13 protein-coding genes are annotated in these 16,131 nt (G+C 61.7%); 1 reads left to right on the forward strand and 12 read right to left on the reverse strand.

The window, feature by feature from the left end:
* Positions 1-64 precede the first annotated feature (64 nt).
* The 7 genes from G489_RS0106895 to acs form a co-directional block, all read right to left on the reverse strand.
* The gene (locus G489_RS0106895) at positions 65-1,093 is read right to left on the reverse strand and encodes a glycosyltransferase family 4 protein (RefSeq protein ID WP_029040923.1); all 1,029 of its coding nucleotides are present in this window, start codon (positions 1,091-1,093) and stop codon (positions 65-67) included.
* Complete coding sequence (locus G489_RS0106900; RefSeq protein ID WP_029040924.1) at positions 1,090-1,893, reverse strand: UDP-2,3-diacylglucosamine diphosphatase; 804 nt, start codon at positions 1,891-1,893, stop codon at positions 1,090-1,092. The genes G489_RS0106895 and G489_RS0106900 overlap by 4 nt, the downstream gene beginning before the upstream one ends.
* Positions 1,894-2,004: 111 nt before the next feature.
* The gene (locus G489_RS0106905) at positions 2,005-2,610 is read right to left on the reverse strand and encodes a LysE family translocator (RefSeq protein ID WP_051332388.1); all 606 of its coding nucleotides are present in this window, start codon (positions 2,608-2,610) and stop codon (positions 2,005-2,007) included.
* Between the two features lie 75 nt (positions 2,611-2,685).
* Positions 2,686-3,783 carry a glycoside hydrolase family 3 N-terminal domain-containing protein gene (locus G489_RS19455; protein WP_051332389.1) on the reverse strand — a complete coding sequence of 366 codons (1,098 nt, stop codon included), beginning with the start codon at positions 3,781-3,783 and terminating at the stop codon, positions 2,686-2,688.
* An 87-nt stretch (positions 3,784-3,870) separates the two neighbouring features.
* Positions 3,871-6,645 (reverse strand): EAL domain-containing protein, encoded by a 2,775-nt coding sequence (locus G489_RS0106915; protein WP_029040926.1) that lies wholly within the window; start codon positions 6,643-6,645, stop codon positions 3,871-3,873.
* Positions 6,646-6,712: 67 nt separating this feature from the next.
* The gene (locus tag G489_RS19460; RefSeq protein WP_051332390.1) at positions 6,713-7,624 is read right to left on the reverse strand and encodes a FecR family protein; all 912 of its coding nucleotides are present in this window, start codon (positions 7,622-7,624) and stop codon (positions 6,713-6,715) included.
* A gap of 199 nt (positions 7,625-7,823) precedes the next feature.
* Positions 7,824-9,761, reverse strand: a complete 1,938-nt coding sequence (gene acs, locus G489_RS0106925; RefSeq protein ID WP_029040927.1) for an acetate--CoA ligase — start codon at positions 9,759-9,761, stop codon at positions 7,824-7,826.
* Between the two features lie 147 nt (positions 9,762-9,908).
* Between acs and G489_RS0106930 the strand changes: the two genes are divergently transcribed.
* Complete coding sequence (locus G489_RS0106930) at positions 9,909-10,490, forward strand: GNAT family N-acetyltransferase (RefSeq protein WP_029040928.1); 582 nt, start codon at positions 9,909-9,911, stop codon at positions 10,488-10,490.
* Positions 10,491-10,502: 12 nt separating this feature from the next.
* On the opposite strand, the gene G489_RS0106935 is transcribed toward G489_RS0106930, so the two are convergent.
* The 5 genes from G489_RS0106935 to G489_RS19470 form a co-directional block, all read right to left on the reverse strand.
* Positions 10,503-11,858 carry a lipopolysaccharide biosynthesis protein gene (locus G489_RS0106935; RefSeq protein WP_029040929.1) on the reverse strand — a complete coding sequence of 452 codons (1,356 nt, stop codon included), beginning with the start codon at positions 11,856-11,858 and terminating at the stop codon, positions 10,503-10,505.
* A gap of 8 nt (positions 11,859-11,866) precedes the next feature.
* Complete coding sequence (locus G489_RS21685; RefSeq protein ID WP_051332391.1) at positions 11,867-13,003, reverse strand: lipid II:glycine glycyltransferase FemX; 1,137 nt, start codon at positions 13,001-13,003, stop codon at positions 11,867-11,869.
* Positions 13,004-13,133: 130 nt separating this feature from the next.
* Positions 13,134-14,468: a TRAP transporter large permease gene (locus G489_RS0106945; RefSeq protein WP_029040930.1), complete on the reverse strand. Its 1,335-nt coding sequence runs from the start codon at positions 14,466-14,468 to the stop codon at positions 13,134-13,136.
* Positions 14,465-15,004 carry a TRAP transporter small permease gene (locus G489_RS0106950; RefSeq protein WP_035871834.1) on the reverse strand — a complete coding sequence of 180 codons (540 nt, stop codon included), beginning with the start codon at positions 15,002-15,004 and terminating at the stop codon, positions 14,465-14,467. Before G489_RS0106950 ends, G489_RS0106945 begins: the two co-directional genes overlap by 4 nt.
* Complete coding sequence (locus G489_RS19470; protein WP_035871836.1) at positions 14,994-16,043, reverse strand: TRAP transporter substrate-binding protein; 1,050 nt, start codon at positions 16,041-16,043, stop codon at positions 14,994-14,996. The genes G489_RS0106950 and G489_RS19470 overlap by 11 nt, the downstream gene beginning before the upstream one ends.
* Positions 16,044-16,131 lie beyond the last annotated feature (88 nt).

Below are 16,131 nucleotides of genomic sequence, written 5' to 3' on the forward strand. Positions count from 1 at the left end.
ACGCAAAGTCTGCGCGCGCATGACCGATTTGGCAAGCGGGAGCGGACCTGTCGGGAAACCGGCCTCAGGCGGCCACTTCCTCCGCTTCTGTTCTCACATGCACCAGCGAAGCGGCAAACTGTTCGGCGCATTCGCGCCAGGTGAAGCGCTGGGCATGGCGGCGGGCGTCGTCCCGGTTGAGCAGCAGCGCCTTGCGGATCGCCTGGTTGAGGTTTTCGTCCATCGAGCCGGCGCGCGGGTCGGTGAGCACATCGACCGGCCCCATCACCGGATAGGCCGCGACCGGGAGACCACAGGCCATCGCCTCGATCATGACATTGCCGAAGGTATCGGTTTTCGAGGGGAACACGAAAACATCGGCGCTCTGATAGGCAGTGATCAGATCGTCCCCCACCCGTTTGCCGAGGAACACAGCCTCCGGATAGCGCTGCTTGAGTTCGGCGAGCTGCGGGCCGTCGCCGACCACGATCTTGGTGCCCTGCACATCGGTCCTGAGAAACGCCTCGACATTCTTTTCGACCGCCACCCGACCGACATAGAGCATGTGCGGCCCCGGCAGATCGGTGAAGCGGGTCTTGGGCCCGGGCGCGAACTGGGCCGCATCGACCCCGCGCGACCAGAGGCTCAGATTTGTGAATTCGCGCGCCTCGAGGTCGCGTGCCACGCTCGGCGTCGGCACCAGCGTCGCACTGGCCCCCGCATGGAACCAGCGCAGATAGGCATAGGACCATTCGGATGGCACCGGCAGCCGCGCCGCGACATATTCAGGGAACCGCGTGTGATAGCTCGTGGTGAAGCGCAGCCGGTTGGTGACGCAGTGGAACCGCGCCATCAGCCCCAGCGGCCCTTCGGTCGCGATATGGATATGGTCGGGATCGCCCCCTTCAATGGTCTCGGCAATGGCGCCGAACGGGGCGAGCGAGAGGCGGATTTCAGGATAGGTCGGCAGCGGCATGGTCCAGAACCGCTCGGGGGTGAGATAGCTCACATCGTAGCCGAGACCGACGAGTTCACGGCCCACCCTTTCGAGCGAGCGAACCACGCCGTTGACCTGGGGGTGCCAGGCATCGGTAACGATGATCAGCCGTGTCACGCGACCGCCCTTTCCTTCCCTGCCCTGGGTTTTTCGAGGGATTCCACATGGAGATCCGTCCAACGGATCAACTCGAAACTCCCGTCATAGTTCTCAACGACCGCGGTGCAGCTCTCAACCCAGTCCCCGGTATTGATGTAATGCGTGCCGAATTCGTGGTGCATGTCGGCGTGATGAATATGCCCGCAGATCACCCCGTCGACCCCGGACCGCTTGGCTTCGAGCGCCAGCGCTTCCTCGAAACGGCCGATGAAGCTGACCGCATTCTTCACCTTGTGCTTGGCCCAGGCCGAAAGCGACCAGTATTTGAGCCCGAGTTTACGGCGAACCCAATTGATCAGGATGTTGACGCGCAACGCCGAGTTGTAGGCCCAGTCCCCCAGATGAGCGAGCCATTTGGCGTGGCGCACGACCACGTCGAACTGATCGCCATGGATGACGAGGTACTGCTTGCCGTCGGCGGTGTGGTGCACGACCTTGTCGACGATCTCGATGTCCCCGAAATGGGTGCCGAGATACTCGCGCAGGAATTCGTCGTGATTGCCCGGCAGATACACGATGCGTGAGCCCTTGCGGGCCTTGCGCAGGAGTTTCTGGGTCAAAAGATTGTATTGCTCAGGCCAGCGCCAGCTTTTCTGCAGCCGCCAGCCGTCGATGATGTCGCCCACAAGATAGATGGTGTCGGCGTCGTGGCACCTCAGGAAATTCAGAAGCTGTTCGACCCGGATGGCCCGCATTCCAAGATGCAGGTCCGAGATGAACAGCGCCCGGGTGCGGCGTGTTTCTATTTCGTCCGACACTGTGAACTCACATGACTGTCAGGCTTCAACGGAAGCCTATCGGCGATTCAGGATACATTTGTGTGACAGTATAGCCCGAGCGCCGATACCGATCAAAAACCAAACTGCGGTTCAAAACACAAATAGGGCAACAGCGATCAGCATCAAGCCCGCCAGAATCCAGCCCAGAACGTGCTCGAGGCCAGTGCGCTGCAGCAACAGCGCCAGCTGCCGTCCGAAACCGACCCAGATCACCGCGCTGAACGGACCGAGCGCGACCGTGCCCGCCGTCAGCCACAGGATCGAAGCCAGCCACCAATCCCCGCTGGCAACGAATGCCGCGGCATAGCCCGTCGCCATCGCCCACGCCTTGGGATTGATCCACTGGAACGCGGCCGCCTCGAGAAACGTCATGGGCCGGCCCGCCGTCTCTCCGCCCGACATGTCGATGCGCAGCCCCAGAAGCCGCCAGGCCAGATAGAGGAAATAAGCCGCCGCCGCATAGCGCAGCACGTCCTTGACCACCGGATAGGCCTGGAACACCTGCCCGAGCCCCAGAGCCACCAGGAACACCATGAACCCGAACCCGAATATGATCCCCAGCGCATGCGGCACGGTACGCCGGACGCCGAACTTGGCGCCGGATGTCATGAGCATGAGATTATTGGGTCCCGGCGAGAAATAGGTCGGGATGGCAAGGGTCAGGAAACTGATGATGGCAGTCAGTACGGCGTCCATATTTAAGTCAATAAACCTGACCTAAATACAAGGCAAGCCGTTTCCTGATGAATTCTGGTGATCAATGGATCACGTTCACCCCCGCAAGCGGGACTTGAGCGCCATGATCCGGCCATAGCTCTCATCGATCCGCGCCGCGAAAGCCGGATCGCGCTCGGCCTCTGTCACCATGATGTCGAGGATCTCGTCGGCGAGCCCGAGATGCGGCGAAACCGTGTTGGAAAACAACAGGATATCGTTACCTGCATTGACTGCGTTGATGACCGTTTCCGACAGGCTGAAATGCTTGCGGATCGCTCCCATTTCGAGGTCGTCGGTGATCACAACGCCGTCATAGCGCAGCGGCTGGCGGAGGAAGAACTTGATCCCGATCGGTGAGAGGCTTGCCGGGGCCTGTCCGCCATCCTGGTTGAACCGGTCCATGAACAGATGGCTCGACATCACCATGTCGATATCCCCGCTCTGCGCCAGCGCCGCATAGGGCTGCATCTCGGCCTGCGACCAGCTCTGCGAAATATCGACAAAGCCTTCATGGGTATCGCCCGTACTGGAGCCGTGCCCGGGGAAATGCTTGAGAGCGGTCAACACGCCGGCAGCCCGGTGTCCCTCGACAAAGGCGCGCGCATAGGCCGAAACCTTGGCCGGATCGGCCGAGTAGGACCGGCCGTATTTGGCAATGATCGGGTTGGACGGATTGACGTTGACATCAACCACCGGACCGAAATTGAGGTTGAATCCCAAGGCCCTGAGGGAGGATGCCAGCGATTTGTAGACATTCTCCGCCTGCCGCGGAGACCGGTTTTCCGCGATCCACTGCGCCGTCGGGATCTCTTCGAACCCCACCGCCTCTGTCAGCCGCTCGATATAGCCGCCCTCCTGGTCGAGGGCGATGAAGGGCGGCACCCGCCCGCCGGCTTCGAGGAACATCTGGTTCATCGATTTGACGGCATTGAGGGAAGCGACATTGTATTTGAGATACATCAGCCCGCCGATCTTGCCATCGCGGATCAGCGCAGCCATGCCGCGGGGCCAGTCGTTCGCGGCGCTGTCGCCCTGAAAACCCAGAAGCAGCATCTGGCCGGCCTTGGCCCGGATGTCCTGTGCCTGTGCGGTCACGGACGCGGACAGCGCCGTTGAGATCACCAGCATCGCAATCAGAAGTCGCCTGATCATATCCGAATATCCCGAGCCATTTGCGCCACCCTGCGCAATTGCTGTGGCGGCGAAATGGCAGACTAGAAGGAAAAAGTGGAGAAGCCCTTATCCCCGGCCGCCGACAGCGATCGGCAGTGGTCCGGCAAAGGCTTCGGCAATCTCCGCCGCGCTCTGCGGGCGCCCGAAATGATAGCCCTGCCCGATCTGGCAGCCGGCGAGCTTGAGGACCCAGGCCTGATCCGCCGTCTCGATCCCCTCGGCCACGACGGCGAGATCGAGGGCGTCACACAGCGTCAGGATCGAACGCACGATGGCCATGGAGGAGATATCCTCGGGCAGGTCCTTGATGAAGGAGCGGTCGATCTTGACCGTATCGACCGGCAGCCGGGCCAGATAGCCGAGCGAGGAATACCCCATGCCGAAATCGTCAAGCGCAACCGCCACGCCACGGTCGCGGATTTGCGACAGGGTGGCAATGAAGCTCTCCGGCTTGCGGATAAACACGCTTTCCGTGATTTCGACTTCAAGCCGCTCCGGCGGCAGGCCGGACAGTTCGAGGGCCTGGTCGATTTCCGTGAGCACATCGCCATATTCGAACTGAAGCGCCGAAACATTGACGGCGACACGGCAGTTCGAGGGCCATGTCACTGCATCCGTACACGCCTTGCGCATGGCCCATGAGCCCAGCATCATGATCAGCCCGCTGTCTTCGGCGAGCGGAATGAACTGGGCCGGAGACACATGGCCCAACAGCGGATTGTGCCAGCGCATCAAGGCTTCGGCGCCAATATGTTGACCAGTCTGCAGATCGACCTGCGGCTGGTAGACGATCCGCATCTCGTCGCGCTCAAGGGCTTCGCGCAGCGCGACATCGAGCCGCTGGAACTGCTTCACCCGCGCATCGAATTCGGCATGGAAGAAACAGTGGCTGTTGCCCGGCTGCTCCTTGGCTTCGGCGAGCGCCATGTCGGCATGGGCGATCAGGGTCTCCGGATCGCTGCCCGACGCATTGGAATCCGTCAGCCCGACACTGATCCCGATCACCGCCCGGTGTTCGTTGATCACATAGGGCGCAGACAGGATTTCGATCAGAACCTTGATGAAGCCGACACGTTCTTCGAGCGTCAGCACGCGCGGCACGGCCAGCGCGAACCGGTCCGCCCCGAGCCTGGAAACGCAGAAGCCGTCGAGACCCTCAAGCCGCCGCACTACCTGGCAGAGCACTTCATCCCCTACACCGTGTCCCAGGGATTCGTTGATGTTCTTGAACCGGTCGAGATCGATCAAGACCAGCGTCACACCGACATCGTCGGTCCGCCAGTTCTCGAAGAAATGGCAGATATCGGTGGCCAGACGCGTCCGCGAAAGGGCCCCGGTCAATGCATCATGATCGGCCAGGAACCGCACTTCGGCCTGGTGCCGGGTCCGCTCCGTGATATCCCGGAAGGTCAGGCATGCCACGCGCTCAACGGTCGTCTCGTCAACGCCCGGCACTTCGGAAACCGATATCGTGAACTCGATGACAAACTCGCTGCCGCTCGAGGGCCCGGCCAACATGGCTTCGACCGGCTCGCGGTAGCTCTGTTGGGCCCCGGGATTGCGCATCACTTCCATCACCGCTTCGGCCAGCACCGGCGGCAGCGCGGCTACGACGTTTTCGCCCGTCAAACGGCCATCGTTGTGCAGGAGGCGGGCGACCGGATCGCTGGCCGTGAGGATAACGCCCTCCTGATTGACGACCACCACCCCGTCGAAGTGATCCTTGATCACCCGGTCCAGAATGGCTTGTGTCGCGGCCTGCTCGCGTTCCTTGGTCCGCGCCAGAAGGCCGCGCAGATCGATCTCCCGGCTCATCACTGCAAGGATCAGGGCGATCGAGGCCGCATGGGCGCCGGCGGTCTCAGTCACGATCCCGGCACGGTCGAACAGCACCATGGCCGCGATTTCGAGACCGAACGAACCCACAAATGAGAAACTCAAAACGGCCCAACCGCTGTAATCGCGTTTGAGGAACACAATGCCGAGGCACAGGGCCAGCCCGAGCAGGGCTGTAACGCCGGGACCGGTCTGCACGAGGTTCCGGTCAAGAAGCAGGGTTTCTGCAGCTGCGATTTGCAGGATGGGGCCGTAGGCAATGCCAAACCGCGGCACGACGAGATTGTCGCGAAGTTCAGTTGCACCAGCGCCAATCACCACATTTTTTGAGCGCAAGCGGTCGGGATCGACCTGCCCGGTGAGCACGTCCGCGGCCGAGATGACTTCGACGGATTCTATATCGATCGAATAATCGATCAGGAATGACGAGAGATCCTCGGATTCCATGCCCGCGAGCACGCTGGGCAACGAACTTGTGGCTTCCCCGCCAATCATCACCGAGCGGGGAAATCGGCGGATCACGCCGTCATTGTCGGCAACCACATTTACGGCCGCTGACCACGCATGCTCGGCAAATGCAGGAAGCGGGGCGTTAATCGCCTCGACCACGCGCCCATCGGCGAGTTCCACTGGCTGGCGGAAACTGGCCAGAGTTACGAACCCCCCTGCTCGCTCAAGCGCGGCGGCGAGAGCGGCATCGTCCTCCGGCGTCGAACGGGAGGAGAAATCGACATCGAACGCGATCTCGTCGACGCCGTAATCGAGCAGGACATCGATCAGCTCGGCATGAACCCGGCGGGGCCAGGGCCACACACCGATGGTGTCAAGCGCCCGGGAATCGATCGACACCATGACGATGTCACCGGTGGGTGCGCGATTGCCGAGAGAAAAGCGCAGGTCCTGAAGCGCATGGTCGGCGGATTGGAACAAACCGAAGGCCGCAGCAACAAACACTGCCGCCGAAATCACGGCAGCAGTGAGAATCTGTTTGATTGCTTTGGTCACGTTGCCCCCGAGACGCTAAGCCGGATGCGCCGGCCACTCTGGGCCCGCGCATCCGGGTAATTCTGGACTAGAGCAGTCCGCCAACAGTGTTGGTCAGTTTCTTGACAAGGCCCCCGCCGTTGCCTTGTCCGCCACCATTTCCGTTGCCGCCGCCATTGCCGTTGCCGCCGCCGTTACCGCCGCCATTACCGTTGCTATTGCCATTACCGTTGCCATTGCCGTTCCCATTCCCATTGCTGTTTGAATTGCCGTTGCCATTGTTGCCGCTGTTTCCGTTGCCGTTGCCGGTCAAGGCATCAACGGTGTTCCCGACGGTCTTCTTGAGCTGGCCAGGTGCCGTTTCGAGGCCGTTGCCATTGCCCTGACTGCCCGGATCCACTGGTTTGCCGGTCGCCATGTCCACAACGGCAGGCAGGCTGCCCTCGCCATCAACCTCAAGCGACATGCCGGTGTCTTCGCTGGCGCCTGCCTGTTGGCCCGGACGGATATCGACACGGGCCCGACGCTTGGCGTCCTGCACCTGCACCACGCCGCGTTCGACCTTGACCATGGCCCCGTTTTCATCCGCATCGACGCTGAACCGGGTTCCCTTCACCACGGCAGCGAGTTGCCGCGTGATCACGGCAAAATGCCGAACATTGCGCTTTTCGACGTCAACATCGAGCGTGCCGAAATCCTGATACACATTGGTGAATTTTTCCCCGGGTGCCCGGTCGACGACCCGGATCTGGGTGTTTGCTCCCAGATTCATGACTTCCTTGCCGCGCCGTAACTCCACGCGACCGCCCTTGCCGGTGCGCAGGATCACGCCATCCGGCAGTTCGTCGCCGCGCACAAGCTCCTGCCATTCACCGTCGGAAAGGAAATGGACCGGTCCGCGCAACTTGTCGGCAACCCAGTCAGTTGCCCAGGCCGGAACCGCACTCAGACTGGTGATGGCTATAAGAGCCGCACCTATGATTTTCGCCGCGTTGTTCATTGTGACGCCCCACATTTGTCGTCCCTAAGGACTTTTCCGGGGTTCACTATGAAACAGGCTGCCCAAGCAACACTTAACGCGCCGGGAAAGCTCCAAATGCGGTTTTCATTTCATGAATCGAACGGTTAGATCTTGAACCGTTCGGACAAAAAAAAGGGCGGCCCGAAGGCCGCCCTTGATCCGTAAAACCACTTATCAATCAGCGGTTCTGGCGATTCTCGATCAGATCGTCGACAACGCCCGGGTCAGCCAGCGTCGAAGTATCGCCAAGAGAACCATAGTCGTTCTCGGCAACCTTTCGCAGAATTCGGCGCATGATCTTGCCCGAACGGGTCTTGGGCAGGCCGGGAGCGAACTGGATGAGGTCGGGCGTACAGATCGGTCCGATTTCCTTGCGCACCCAGCTCTTGAGCTCGGCCTTGAGGTCGTCGGAAGGCTCTTGCCCGGACATTAGCGTGACATAGCAATAGATACCCTGCCCCTTGATGTCGTGCGGATAACCGACTACGGCAGCTTCGGAGACCTTGTCATGCGAAACAAGCGCGCTTTCGACCTCGGCGGTGCCAAGGCGGTGGCCCGAGACGTTCAGCACATCGTCGACGCGGCCGGTGATCCAGTAATAGCCGTCGGAATCCCGGCGGCAGCCGTCACCGGTGAAATAGTAGCCCTTGTAGGTCTCGAAATAGGTCGAGACAAAGCGGTCATGATCGCCATAGACCGTCCGCATCTGGCCCGGCCAGCTGTCGGCGATGCACAACACGCCTTCAACGCCATTGCCTTCCTGCACTTCGCCTTCGGCGGACAGGATTTCAGGCTTGATCCCGAAGAACGGCTTGGTGGCCGAGCCCGGCTTGGTGGCCGTCGCCCCGGGGAACGGGGTAATCATGAACCCGCCGGTTTCTGTCTGCCACCAGGTGTCGACGATGGCACAGCGTCCGCGGCCGACCTTTTCGTGATACCAGCGCCAGGCCTCGGGGTTGATGGGCTCGCCCACCGTGCCCAGGATCCGCAGGCTCGACAGATCGGCGTTGTCGACGAAATGATCGCCGGCGCCCATCAGCGCACGGATCGCGGTCGGCGCGGTGTAGAAGATGTCGACCTTGTGCTTGTCGCAGACCTTCCAGAAGCGCGAGGCATCCGGATAGTTCGGCACGCCCTCGAACATCAGCGTCGTCGCGCCGTTCGCGAGCGGGCCATAGACGATATAGGAATGCCCGGTCACCCAGCCCACATCGGCGGTGCACCAGTAAATATCGCCATCATGGTAGTCGAAAACCAGCTGATGGCTCAGCGAGGTGTAGACGAGATAGCCACCGGTCGTGTGCAGCACGCCCTTGGGCTTGCCGGTCGACCCCGAGGTGTAAAGGATGAACAGCGGATCTTCCGCATTCATCGGCTCGGGCGGGCAGTCCGGCGAGGCCTTTGCGGTTTCCTCGTGATACCAGTGGTCGCGGCCATCAACGAAGCCGACATCGCCGCCGGTGCGCTTGACCATCAGCACCTTGACGCCATCGACACCATCGAGCGCCTTGTCGACATTGGCCTTGAGCGGCACGGCCTTGCCACCGCGCACGCCCTCATCGGCGGTCACGACGATCGTGGCGCCGCAATCCTGCACGCGGCTGCGCAGCGCGTCCGGCGAAAACCCGCCAAACACCACCGAGTGAACGGCCCCGATGCGGGCGGAGGCCAGCATGGCATAAGCGGCTTCCGGGATCATCGGCATGTAGATGCAGACCCGGTCGCCCTTCTTGACGCCCATTGCCTTGTAGGCATTGGCCAGCCGGCTCACATGCTCATGCAATTCGCGATAGGTGATGTGCTTGTCTTCATCCGGGTTGTCCCCTTCCCAGATGATCGCGGTCTGGTCGCCCCGGGTCTCGAGATGCCGGTCGATGCAGTTGGCGGAAACGTTGAGAACCCCGTCCTCATACCACTTGATGGAGACATCGGGGTATTCGAAGGTGGTGTTCTTGACCTTGGTATAGGGCTCGATCCAGTCGAGCCGTTTGCCCTGCTCGCCCCAGAATGCATCCGGATCAGCGATCGATAGCGCGTACATATCTTCGTACTTCGCAGCATCGATCTGGGCGCGCGCCGCGATCTCCGCAGGCGGCTCGAAAATATCGCTACTCATGGGTTACCCTCCTCAAGGTGCCTCTTTGACGCGCTTTATAGCCACACCATCCCCTTTGTTTCAAACACATAACCGACGCACGTTGTCGCAAGGAAAACGCAAACAATTCCCGCTAGCCTCGGGGCGTGGGCGCAAAAGGTGATGATAATGGACGATAACGCGCGACCGAATTTTTCCGTCAGAGCGTCGACGGCAGGTGACCTCGACTGGGCATATGAACGCCTTGTCGAGGCGATCGATACTTCACCCTATTACAACGACAGTTTCAAGGCCTGGGAGAAGGCCAGGCTCAACCGGAAATTCGTTGATGACCTGTTCGCCCACGACCCGTGGCACATCTTTATCGGCGAAGCTGACGGCGAACGGGCTTCGGTGCAGTTTTCCGGCCCCGATTGCGGGGTGTTGTTCCTTTATTGGTCCTACGTGTCCTTCCCCTACAGAAACTCGGGGATTGCCCAGTTTTCCCTGAGGCGCTGGGCGGAGCATTTCGACCGTGGCGACTTCCACAAGGCCGTCACGTTCACCAGGCCGGACAACCGGGCCGCCAATATCCTGATGAAGAGGTTCGGTTGGCAGCTCGTGGCCGAACTTCAGCAGCATATCTTTGGCGAGAACTATTTGATGTTCGACCTGCCCTTCGAGAAGGTGAACCCGGGCTATGTGACGCTCGAGCAGCCGGGCCGGCTTGGCCGCGTGGCCCGCCGCATCAAGGCATTGACCGCCAGGTAGAACTTGGCGCGATCAGCGGATGTCGGGGATTTGCCCTTCGGCATCGAGAGCCGGGCGCCCCGCCTCGAGCTTCAATCCGGCAAACACCGAAACATCGGCGCCGGTCACCGCCCGGCACATCCCCCACCAGCCTGCAGACAGCGCCATCAGGGCGGCCAATGCCGCCAGCGCCGCACCATTGAGGCCAAAGGCCGGGATCAGCACGAAATTGGCCACGACCAACGTGATCAGCCCGCCCAGCACCACCGGCAGCGCCGCATAGGGCCGGTCACGCAAGCTCAGGACGAGCGTTGCCGGGCCAAAGGCCGACCGGATGACCAGCCCGCCCATCAGCACCAGCAAGGCGGGATAGCCTTGCTCGAAGGCAGGGCCGAACAGGGACAGGGCGAGCGGCCCAAGAATGGCCGCTGCGATCAGGGCCAAAACCGATACCGCCAGCGCGATCAGGTTGGACTGCACCACCCGGTGGGTGAATGCGGCCTTGTCTTCTCCCGCATTGGAGGCGAACAGGTCCGGCAGGAACACCGAATAGACCGCACCGATACCGAAACTGGCCAGGACGAAGAACCGGACACAGACCCCGAAGACCGCAAGCTCTTCATGGGTCATCAGGTTCGAGATCAGAATGAGGTCGAAATCGAACAGGAAATCGGTCGCGGCCGCGATGATCACCCAGGGCGCTGCAAACCGCCACCAGCGGGCATAGGCGGTGCCCAGCCCCTCTCCCGATCCGCGCGGCACACGATTGACGGCGCGATAGGTGATCACGCCGTGCCCGACAGCATTCAGCGCGAGAACCAATGTCAGGCCGAGCGCCAGATGAACGAAGGGCAGCGTTGCCCCGCCTTCCCACACAGCAAGGGCCCCGACAATCGCAATCATCGCCAGCGGACGCACAACGACGTCCGGCGCGAATGCCACCAGGGGCCGCCTGAGCCCCACAAGCATGCCGCCGCAGATAAACACCACCGATTGTGCCACGGCACCGGCAAGCCAGGCGCCGCCGACCGGAGACAAGGTCTCGACCCATTCTGTCTGCGGCAGCGGAAGAAACATGAACGCGGCGAGCAGGAGGCTCGACAACACCACGACATGCAGAACCGCCGTGCCGACAAAGCCGCGCAGCAGGTCGCCTCTGCCATTGGTGGCATATTCGGCGGCAAAATAGCTGGCGATGACCTGAAAACCGAGCGGCAACACCATCGCGGTGAGATTGATCGCGGCCACCAGCAGCAGGTACTGGCCGAGCGTTTCCGCTCCCCACAGATTGGCGATAAGCATCTGCACGCCGAACAGCAGCCCGGCGCCGAACAAACGGCTGCCGAAGATCGCTGTGCTCTTGGAGATGACGTGGCTGATGCGCGCCATGCTGCGGCCTAGCCCCGGGGGGCCTTGCGGTCCAGTACGCGCTTGATGCGGGCGCGGAGATCGCGAATGCCGTAGATGGTTGTGCCGAAAAGGCGTGGCCACCAATGATGGGCGTAATGCATGACCGGCGGCACCTGAGTGATCATGCCGGCCTTGCCGACCATGCCCGCCTTGAACTGGTGCAGCCCGTCGAAGCCATCCGTCCCGCCCAGATCATACCATTTGATGCGCGGGTTCCGGCTGAGCCATTCGATGATCCGGCCATGCATGAAATAGCCGGCCCTCAGCGGCAAAGCGTCGTCGCTGGTTGCGCCATAGAGATAGACCGCGGTCTCCCCGGCGGTGAAGATCACCGCGCCGGCGACGGCCCGCCCCTGCTTGCGCACCATGAACACTTCCGGCCGAACGCCTGGATCGGCCTTCATCAAGTCAGGCAGGCTCGTGAAAGCGGAATAATCAGGAAACTGCTTGCGCGCTGACATTTCTTCATAAAGCGCGTTGAACACATAGAGCGCGTCAGAGCCGCAAAGCTCGAACGTCATCTCTTCCTTCTCCGACTTTCGCAAATGGTAGCGCCACTTTTGCGCATAGCTCTTCATCGTCTCTTCGGACGACAGCCCGATCCGCACGAAATACCGGTTGGGATAGGGCAGCTGCGGGCCGGGCCGGAACTGCTGCTCTGCCAGTGCCGCATGCGCGTAATTGTCCTCGACCGGCATGGCGCGCGGCAAGATGGAGAGCATCAGCCCCTTCTCTGCCGCATAGCGTTGCTTGAGGATATCGACCATCGCCGCGTAGTTCGCCGGCGCATCAGCAGAGTTCTGGTCGGCCAGCACCGGCCCCCATTTGACCACCGCAAAGCCGCCAAGCCGGAACGGCAAGGATTTGTGCATGATCAGGCAACCGCCGATGACGGAGCCGGCACGGGTAAATCGGAGGGCATCGATTTCCATATTGGGCCAGCGTACGGCCGAAAACGCGACCAGCTGCTCCTGGCAGACGCCATCCATCTCGCCGACAAGGCGATCCCATTCGCCCGGGGCGACAAGCTCGGCAGTGACACCGCGCGACGCCGCAATGGCGCCGGGCTGGTGCCGATCCGCGGATTGCTCATCAATGTGGGGAAGCGCCGTTTCGGCCGACATAGAAGACCCCTGTTTTGAATTCGGGGCCTAAAATCGCATCGAAACCTTACTCAAGAACAACTAGCAACTCGTCAAAGCCGTGTTTTCGTCTGCCATGGTTAAGTTGCTTTGATAATTGGTAAAACTTGTCCTAATTTGTGCCCAGACCGGTGAGCACCAGGCTCAACCAGGGCACGGCGACGAGCAGGCTGATCCGGATCAGATCCGCACCCACAAACGGCAGGACACCGCGATAGAGAGCCGCAGGCTCGATGGTTGGCGCCACGCGCCGGATGACAAACAGGTTGAGCCCGACCGGCGGGGTAATCAGGCCCAGTTCGACGACGATCAGCACCAGAATACCGAACCAGACCGCAAACTGATCATGGGTCAGGCCGAAATCCAGCCCTGCCAGGGCCGGAAAGACAACCGGGACGGCCAGAATGATCATGGAAAGGCTTTCCATGACACAGCCGAGCACCACGAAGCCCAGCAGCACAGCGGCCAGCAGAAGATGCGGTGGCACCGGCGCTTCGGCAATGAATGACGCCAGCATGGCCGGCAGGCGCGTGAGGGCCAGGAAGCTGTTGAACACTTCGGCTCCCAACAGAATGAAGTAGATCATCGCGGTCGTGATCGCCGTCGCCTTGAAAGCCGCGAGCAGAGTTTGCCGGTTCAGTCCGCCGCGCGCGAAGGCCAGAACCGCAGTGGCGACCACCCCCACCGAGGCCCCTTCTGCCGGCGTGAAGACCCTTGTGTAAATGCCGCCAATCACAATCAGGAAGATGGCTGCCGCCGGCCACACAGCCCGCAAGGCCGCCCACAGCTCGGCATCATCGAAAGCGCGGTTTTCGGGCGTTTGAGGCCGGTTCCGCGTCATTATCCACACCACGCCAAGATAGCCGAGCACCGCCAGAAGACCGGGGATGAGCGCCGCGGCAAACAGGGTCGCCACGTTCTGCTCGACAAGAATGGCATAGATCACCAGCACGACCGATGGCGGTATCAGGATGCCCAGCGTTCCTCCCGCCGCCAGCACTCCCGCGGCAAGCGCATCATCTGTGCCGCGCCGCTTGAGCTCTGGCAGGGCCACCTGACCCATGGTCGCCGCCGTGGCCAGGGAAGACCCGCAGATCGCCCCGAACCCCGCACAAGCCAGCACGGTCGCGCCTTCAACACCGCCGCGTCGCCGGCCCATCGCGGCGTCAGCTGCGCGAAACAATGCCTCCGAGATTCCGCCAAGACCGGCAAACTGGCCCATGAGAATGAATAGCGGCACCACCGCCAGCCCGTGGTTGGAAAAGGTGCTCACCATGACCGATTTGAGCTGCGCGAGCATGGGCGCCGGTGTGCCCAGCACGAGCAGGCTGCCCGCCACGCCGCAGACCAGCATGGCAAGGCCCGCGGGTACGCGAATGAGGATCAGGGCCAGCAATAGGCCGAGCCCGGCAAAACCGAGTGTCGCGCCGCTGAGGCCCGCAATCATGGCCCGACAGGCTCCCCGCCACGCTCAAGCGGCTTTCCGGTGACCGCCAACGCGGCGCCAAAAAGGCTGATGCCGGCCCATGCCACCCCGGGGATCATCACCCCGGCATAAAACCACCAGACCGGAAACTGCAGGATATAGGTGGTTTCGCCGCTCTGGAATTTGTCAAACAACCCGAGGCCCAGCCGCCAGGCCAGAAGGCAGGCGATAACAGCAAAGCCGAGCGCCACAGCGAGGTCGAGCACATACCGTACCGGCCGCACAAAGCGTCGCGCGAGAAAATCAACGGCGGCATGCCCGCCTTCGAGTTGGCACAGCGGCAGAAAGCAGGCGACTGCGATTGCGGCGCCGAGTTGGATCAACTCAAAATCGCCCGGGACCGGCCGAAGTCCCAATGGAACCAGCGCCCTCCCGGCAATGCTGACACAACTCATCAGCGCCATGGCGCAAAGGATGAGCCCGCCGATCAGGGCAAACCCGTGCGCCACAAGACGAACCGGGCGAGCAACAGCCCGCCCGTCGGCTCTACTCTTCATCTTCGACGAAATTCGCGCTTTCTTCGATCAGTTCCTTGGCGCGGGCCAGGAGCGCGGCACCGTCATAGCCTTTGTCGGCCATTTCGCCGATCCAGCGTTCGGTAACCCGTTCGCCAACTTCCTGCCAGCGGGAGACCTCGTCGGGACCAAGCACGATGATTTCGTTGCCCGCCTCCTCGGCGATCTTGCGCCCGTAATAGTCGTCTTCGTCCATCGCTTCGCCCATCCAGGCCGCCAGATCTTCACCCGAATATTCGTCGATGATCTCCTGAAGATCTTCAGGCAGGCGCTCATAGGACTGTTTGTTCATCGTCAACACGAAGGTTTGGCTGTACCAGCCTGTCTCACCTTCAAATTCGGTGTGATACCCAACCAGTTCGGCGATCCGGAGCGCAATCGTGACCTGCCAGGGAATGGTAGCCGCTTCAATCACACCCTGGGTCAGGTTTTCGGGCACCGCAGGCACCGGCATGCCGATCGGTACCGCGCCGAGTTCCTCGAGCATCATGTTGATGACCCGATTGCCACCCCTCACCTTCAGCCCTGCCATATCCTCGAGCGAGCGCACGGGCTTTTGCGAGTGGATCAGCCCCGGACCATGGGTGTGGAAGGCAAGGACGTGCGTTTCGTCGAACTCATCGCCTGAATTCTCGACCATGAAGCGGTGAAAGGCCCGCGACGTGGTTTTCCCGTCCCTGATGATGAAGGGCAGTTCGAACGTCTCTGCCGTCGGGAAACGCCCGGGTGTATAGCCGATCACCGTCCAGATGATATCGGCCACGCCATCGCGCGCCTGATCGTACAAATCCGCCGGCGATCCGCCGAGCTGCATCGAAGGGTAAAGCTCGACGGCGAGCCGTCCCCCGGATTCCAGTTCGATCGCTTTTGCCCAACCAGCCAGGACTTCGCGCGGAATGGTCGATGTTTCAGGCAGGAACTGGTGCAGGCGCAAGGTGTAGTCCTGCGCCGCAGCCCCCAGCGTGCCCAGCCCCGTGGCGGCGATAACGATTGCGGCAAGACGTGCCGGCCCCTTGAGCATATGCCCCTCCGTTTGACAAACCCCCGGGGCGCAGGGCCGCACTCGGCTCGCTGCGCCCGTGGAGGCCTGTTTACGCGGTTCGGGAGCC

Origin of the sequence: Cucumibacter marinus DSM 18995 (assembly GCF_000429865.1) — a bacterium.
In the GTDB taxonomy this organism is placed as follows: domain Bacteria; phylum Pseudomonadota; class Alphaproteobacteria; order Rhizobiales; family Devosiaceae; genus Cucumibacter; species Cucumibacter marinus.

What these genes read in the sequence shown, in the direction of transcription:
- G489_RS0106905 (WP_051332388.1), bottom strand. Translation starts at nt 2,610, where the DNA reads ATGGACGCCGTACTGACTGCCATCATCAGTTTCCTGACCCTTGCCATC.
- G489_RS19455 (WP_051332389.1), bottom strand. Translation starts at nt 3,783, where the DNA reads ATGATCAGGCGACTTCTGATTGCGATGCTGGTGATCTCAACGGCGCTG.
- G489_RS19460 (WP_051332390.1), bottom strand. Translation starts at nt 7,624, where the DNA reads ATGAACAACGCGGCGAAAATCATAGGTGCGGCTCTTATAGCCATCACC.
- acs (WP_029040927.1), bottom strand. Translation starts at nt 9,761, where the DNA reads ATGAGTAGCGATATTTTCGAGCCGCCTGCGGAGATCGCGGCGCGCGCC.
- G489_RS0106930 (WP_029040928.1), top strand. Translation starts at nt 9,909, where the DNA reads ATGGACGATAACGCGCGACCGAATTTTTCCGTCAGAGCGTCGACGGCA.
- G489_RS0106935 (WP_029040929.1), bottom strand. Translation starts at nt 11,858, where the DNA reads ATGGCGCGCATCAGCCACGTCATCTCCAAGAGCACAGCGATCTTCGGC.
- G489_RS21685 (WP_051332391.1), bottom strand. Translation starts at nt 13,003, where the DNA reads ATGTCGGCCGAAACGGCGCTTCCCCACATTGATGAGCAATCCGCGGAT.
- G489_RS0106945 (WP_029040930.1), bottom strand. Translation starts at nt 14,468, where the DNA reads ATGATTGCGGGCCTCAGCGGCGCGACACTCGGTTTTGCCGGGCTCGGC.
- G489_RS0106950 (WP_035871834.1), bottom strand. Translation starts at nt 15,004, where the DNA reads ATGAAGAGTAGAGCCGACGGGCGGGCTGTTGCTCGCCCGGTTCGTCTT.
- G489_RS19470 (WP_035871836.1), bottom strand. Translation starts at nt 16,043, where the DNA reads ATGCTCAAGGGGCCGGCACGTCTTGCCGCAATCGTTATCGCCGCCACG.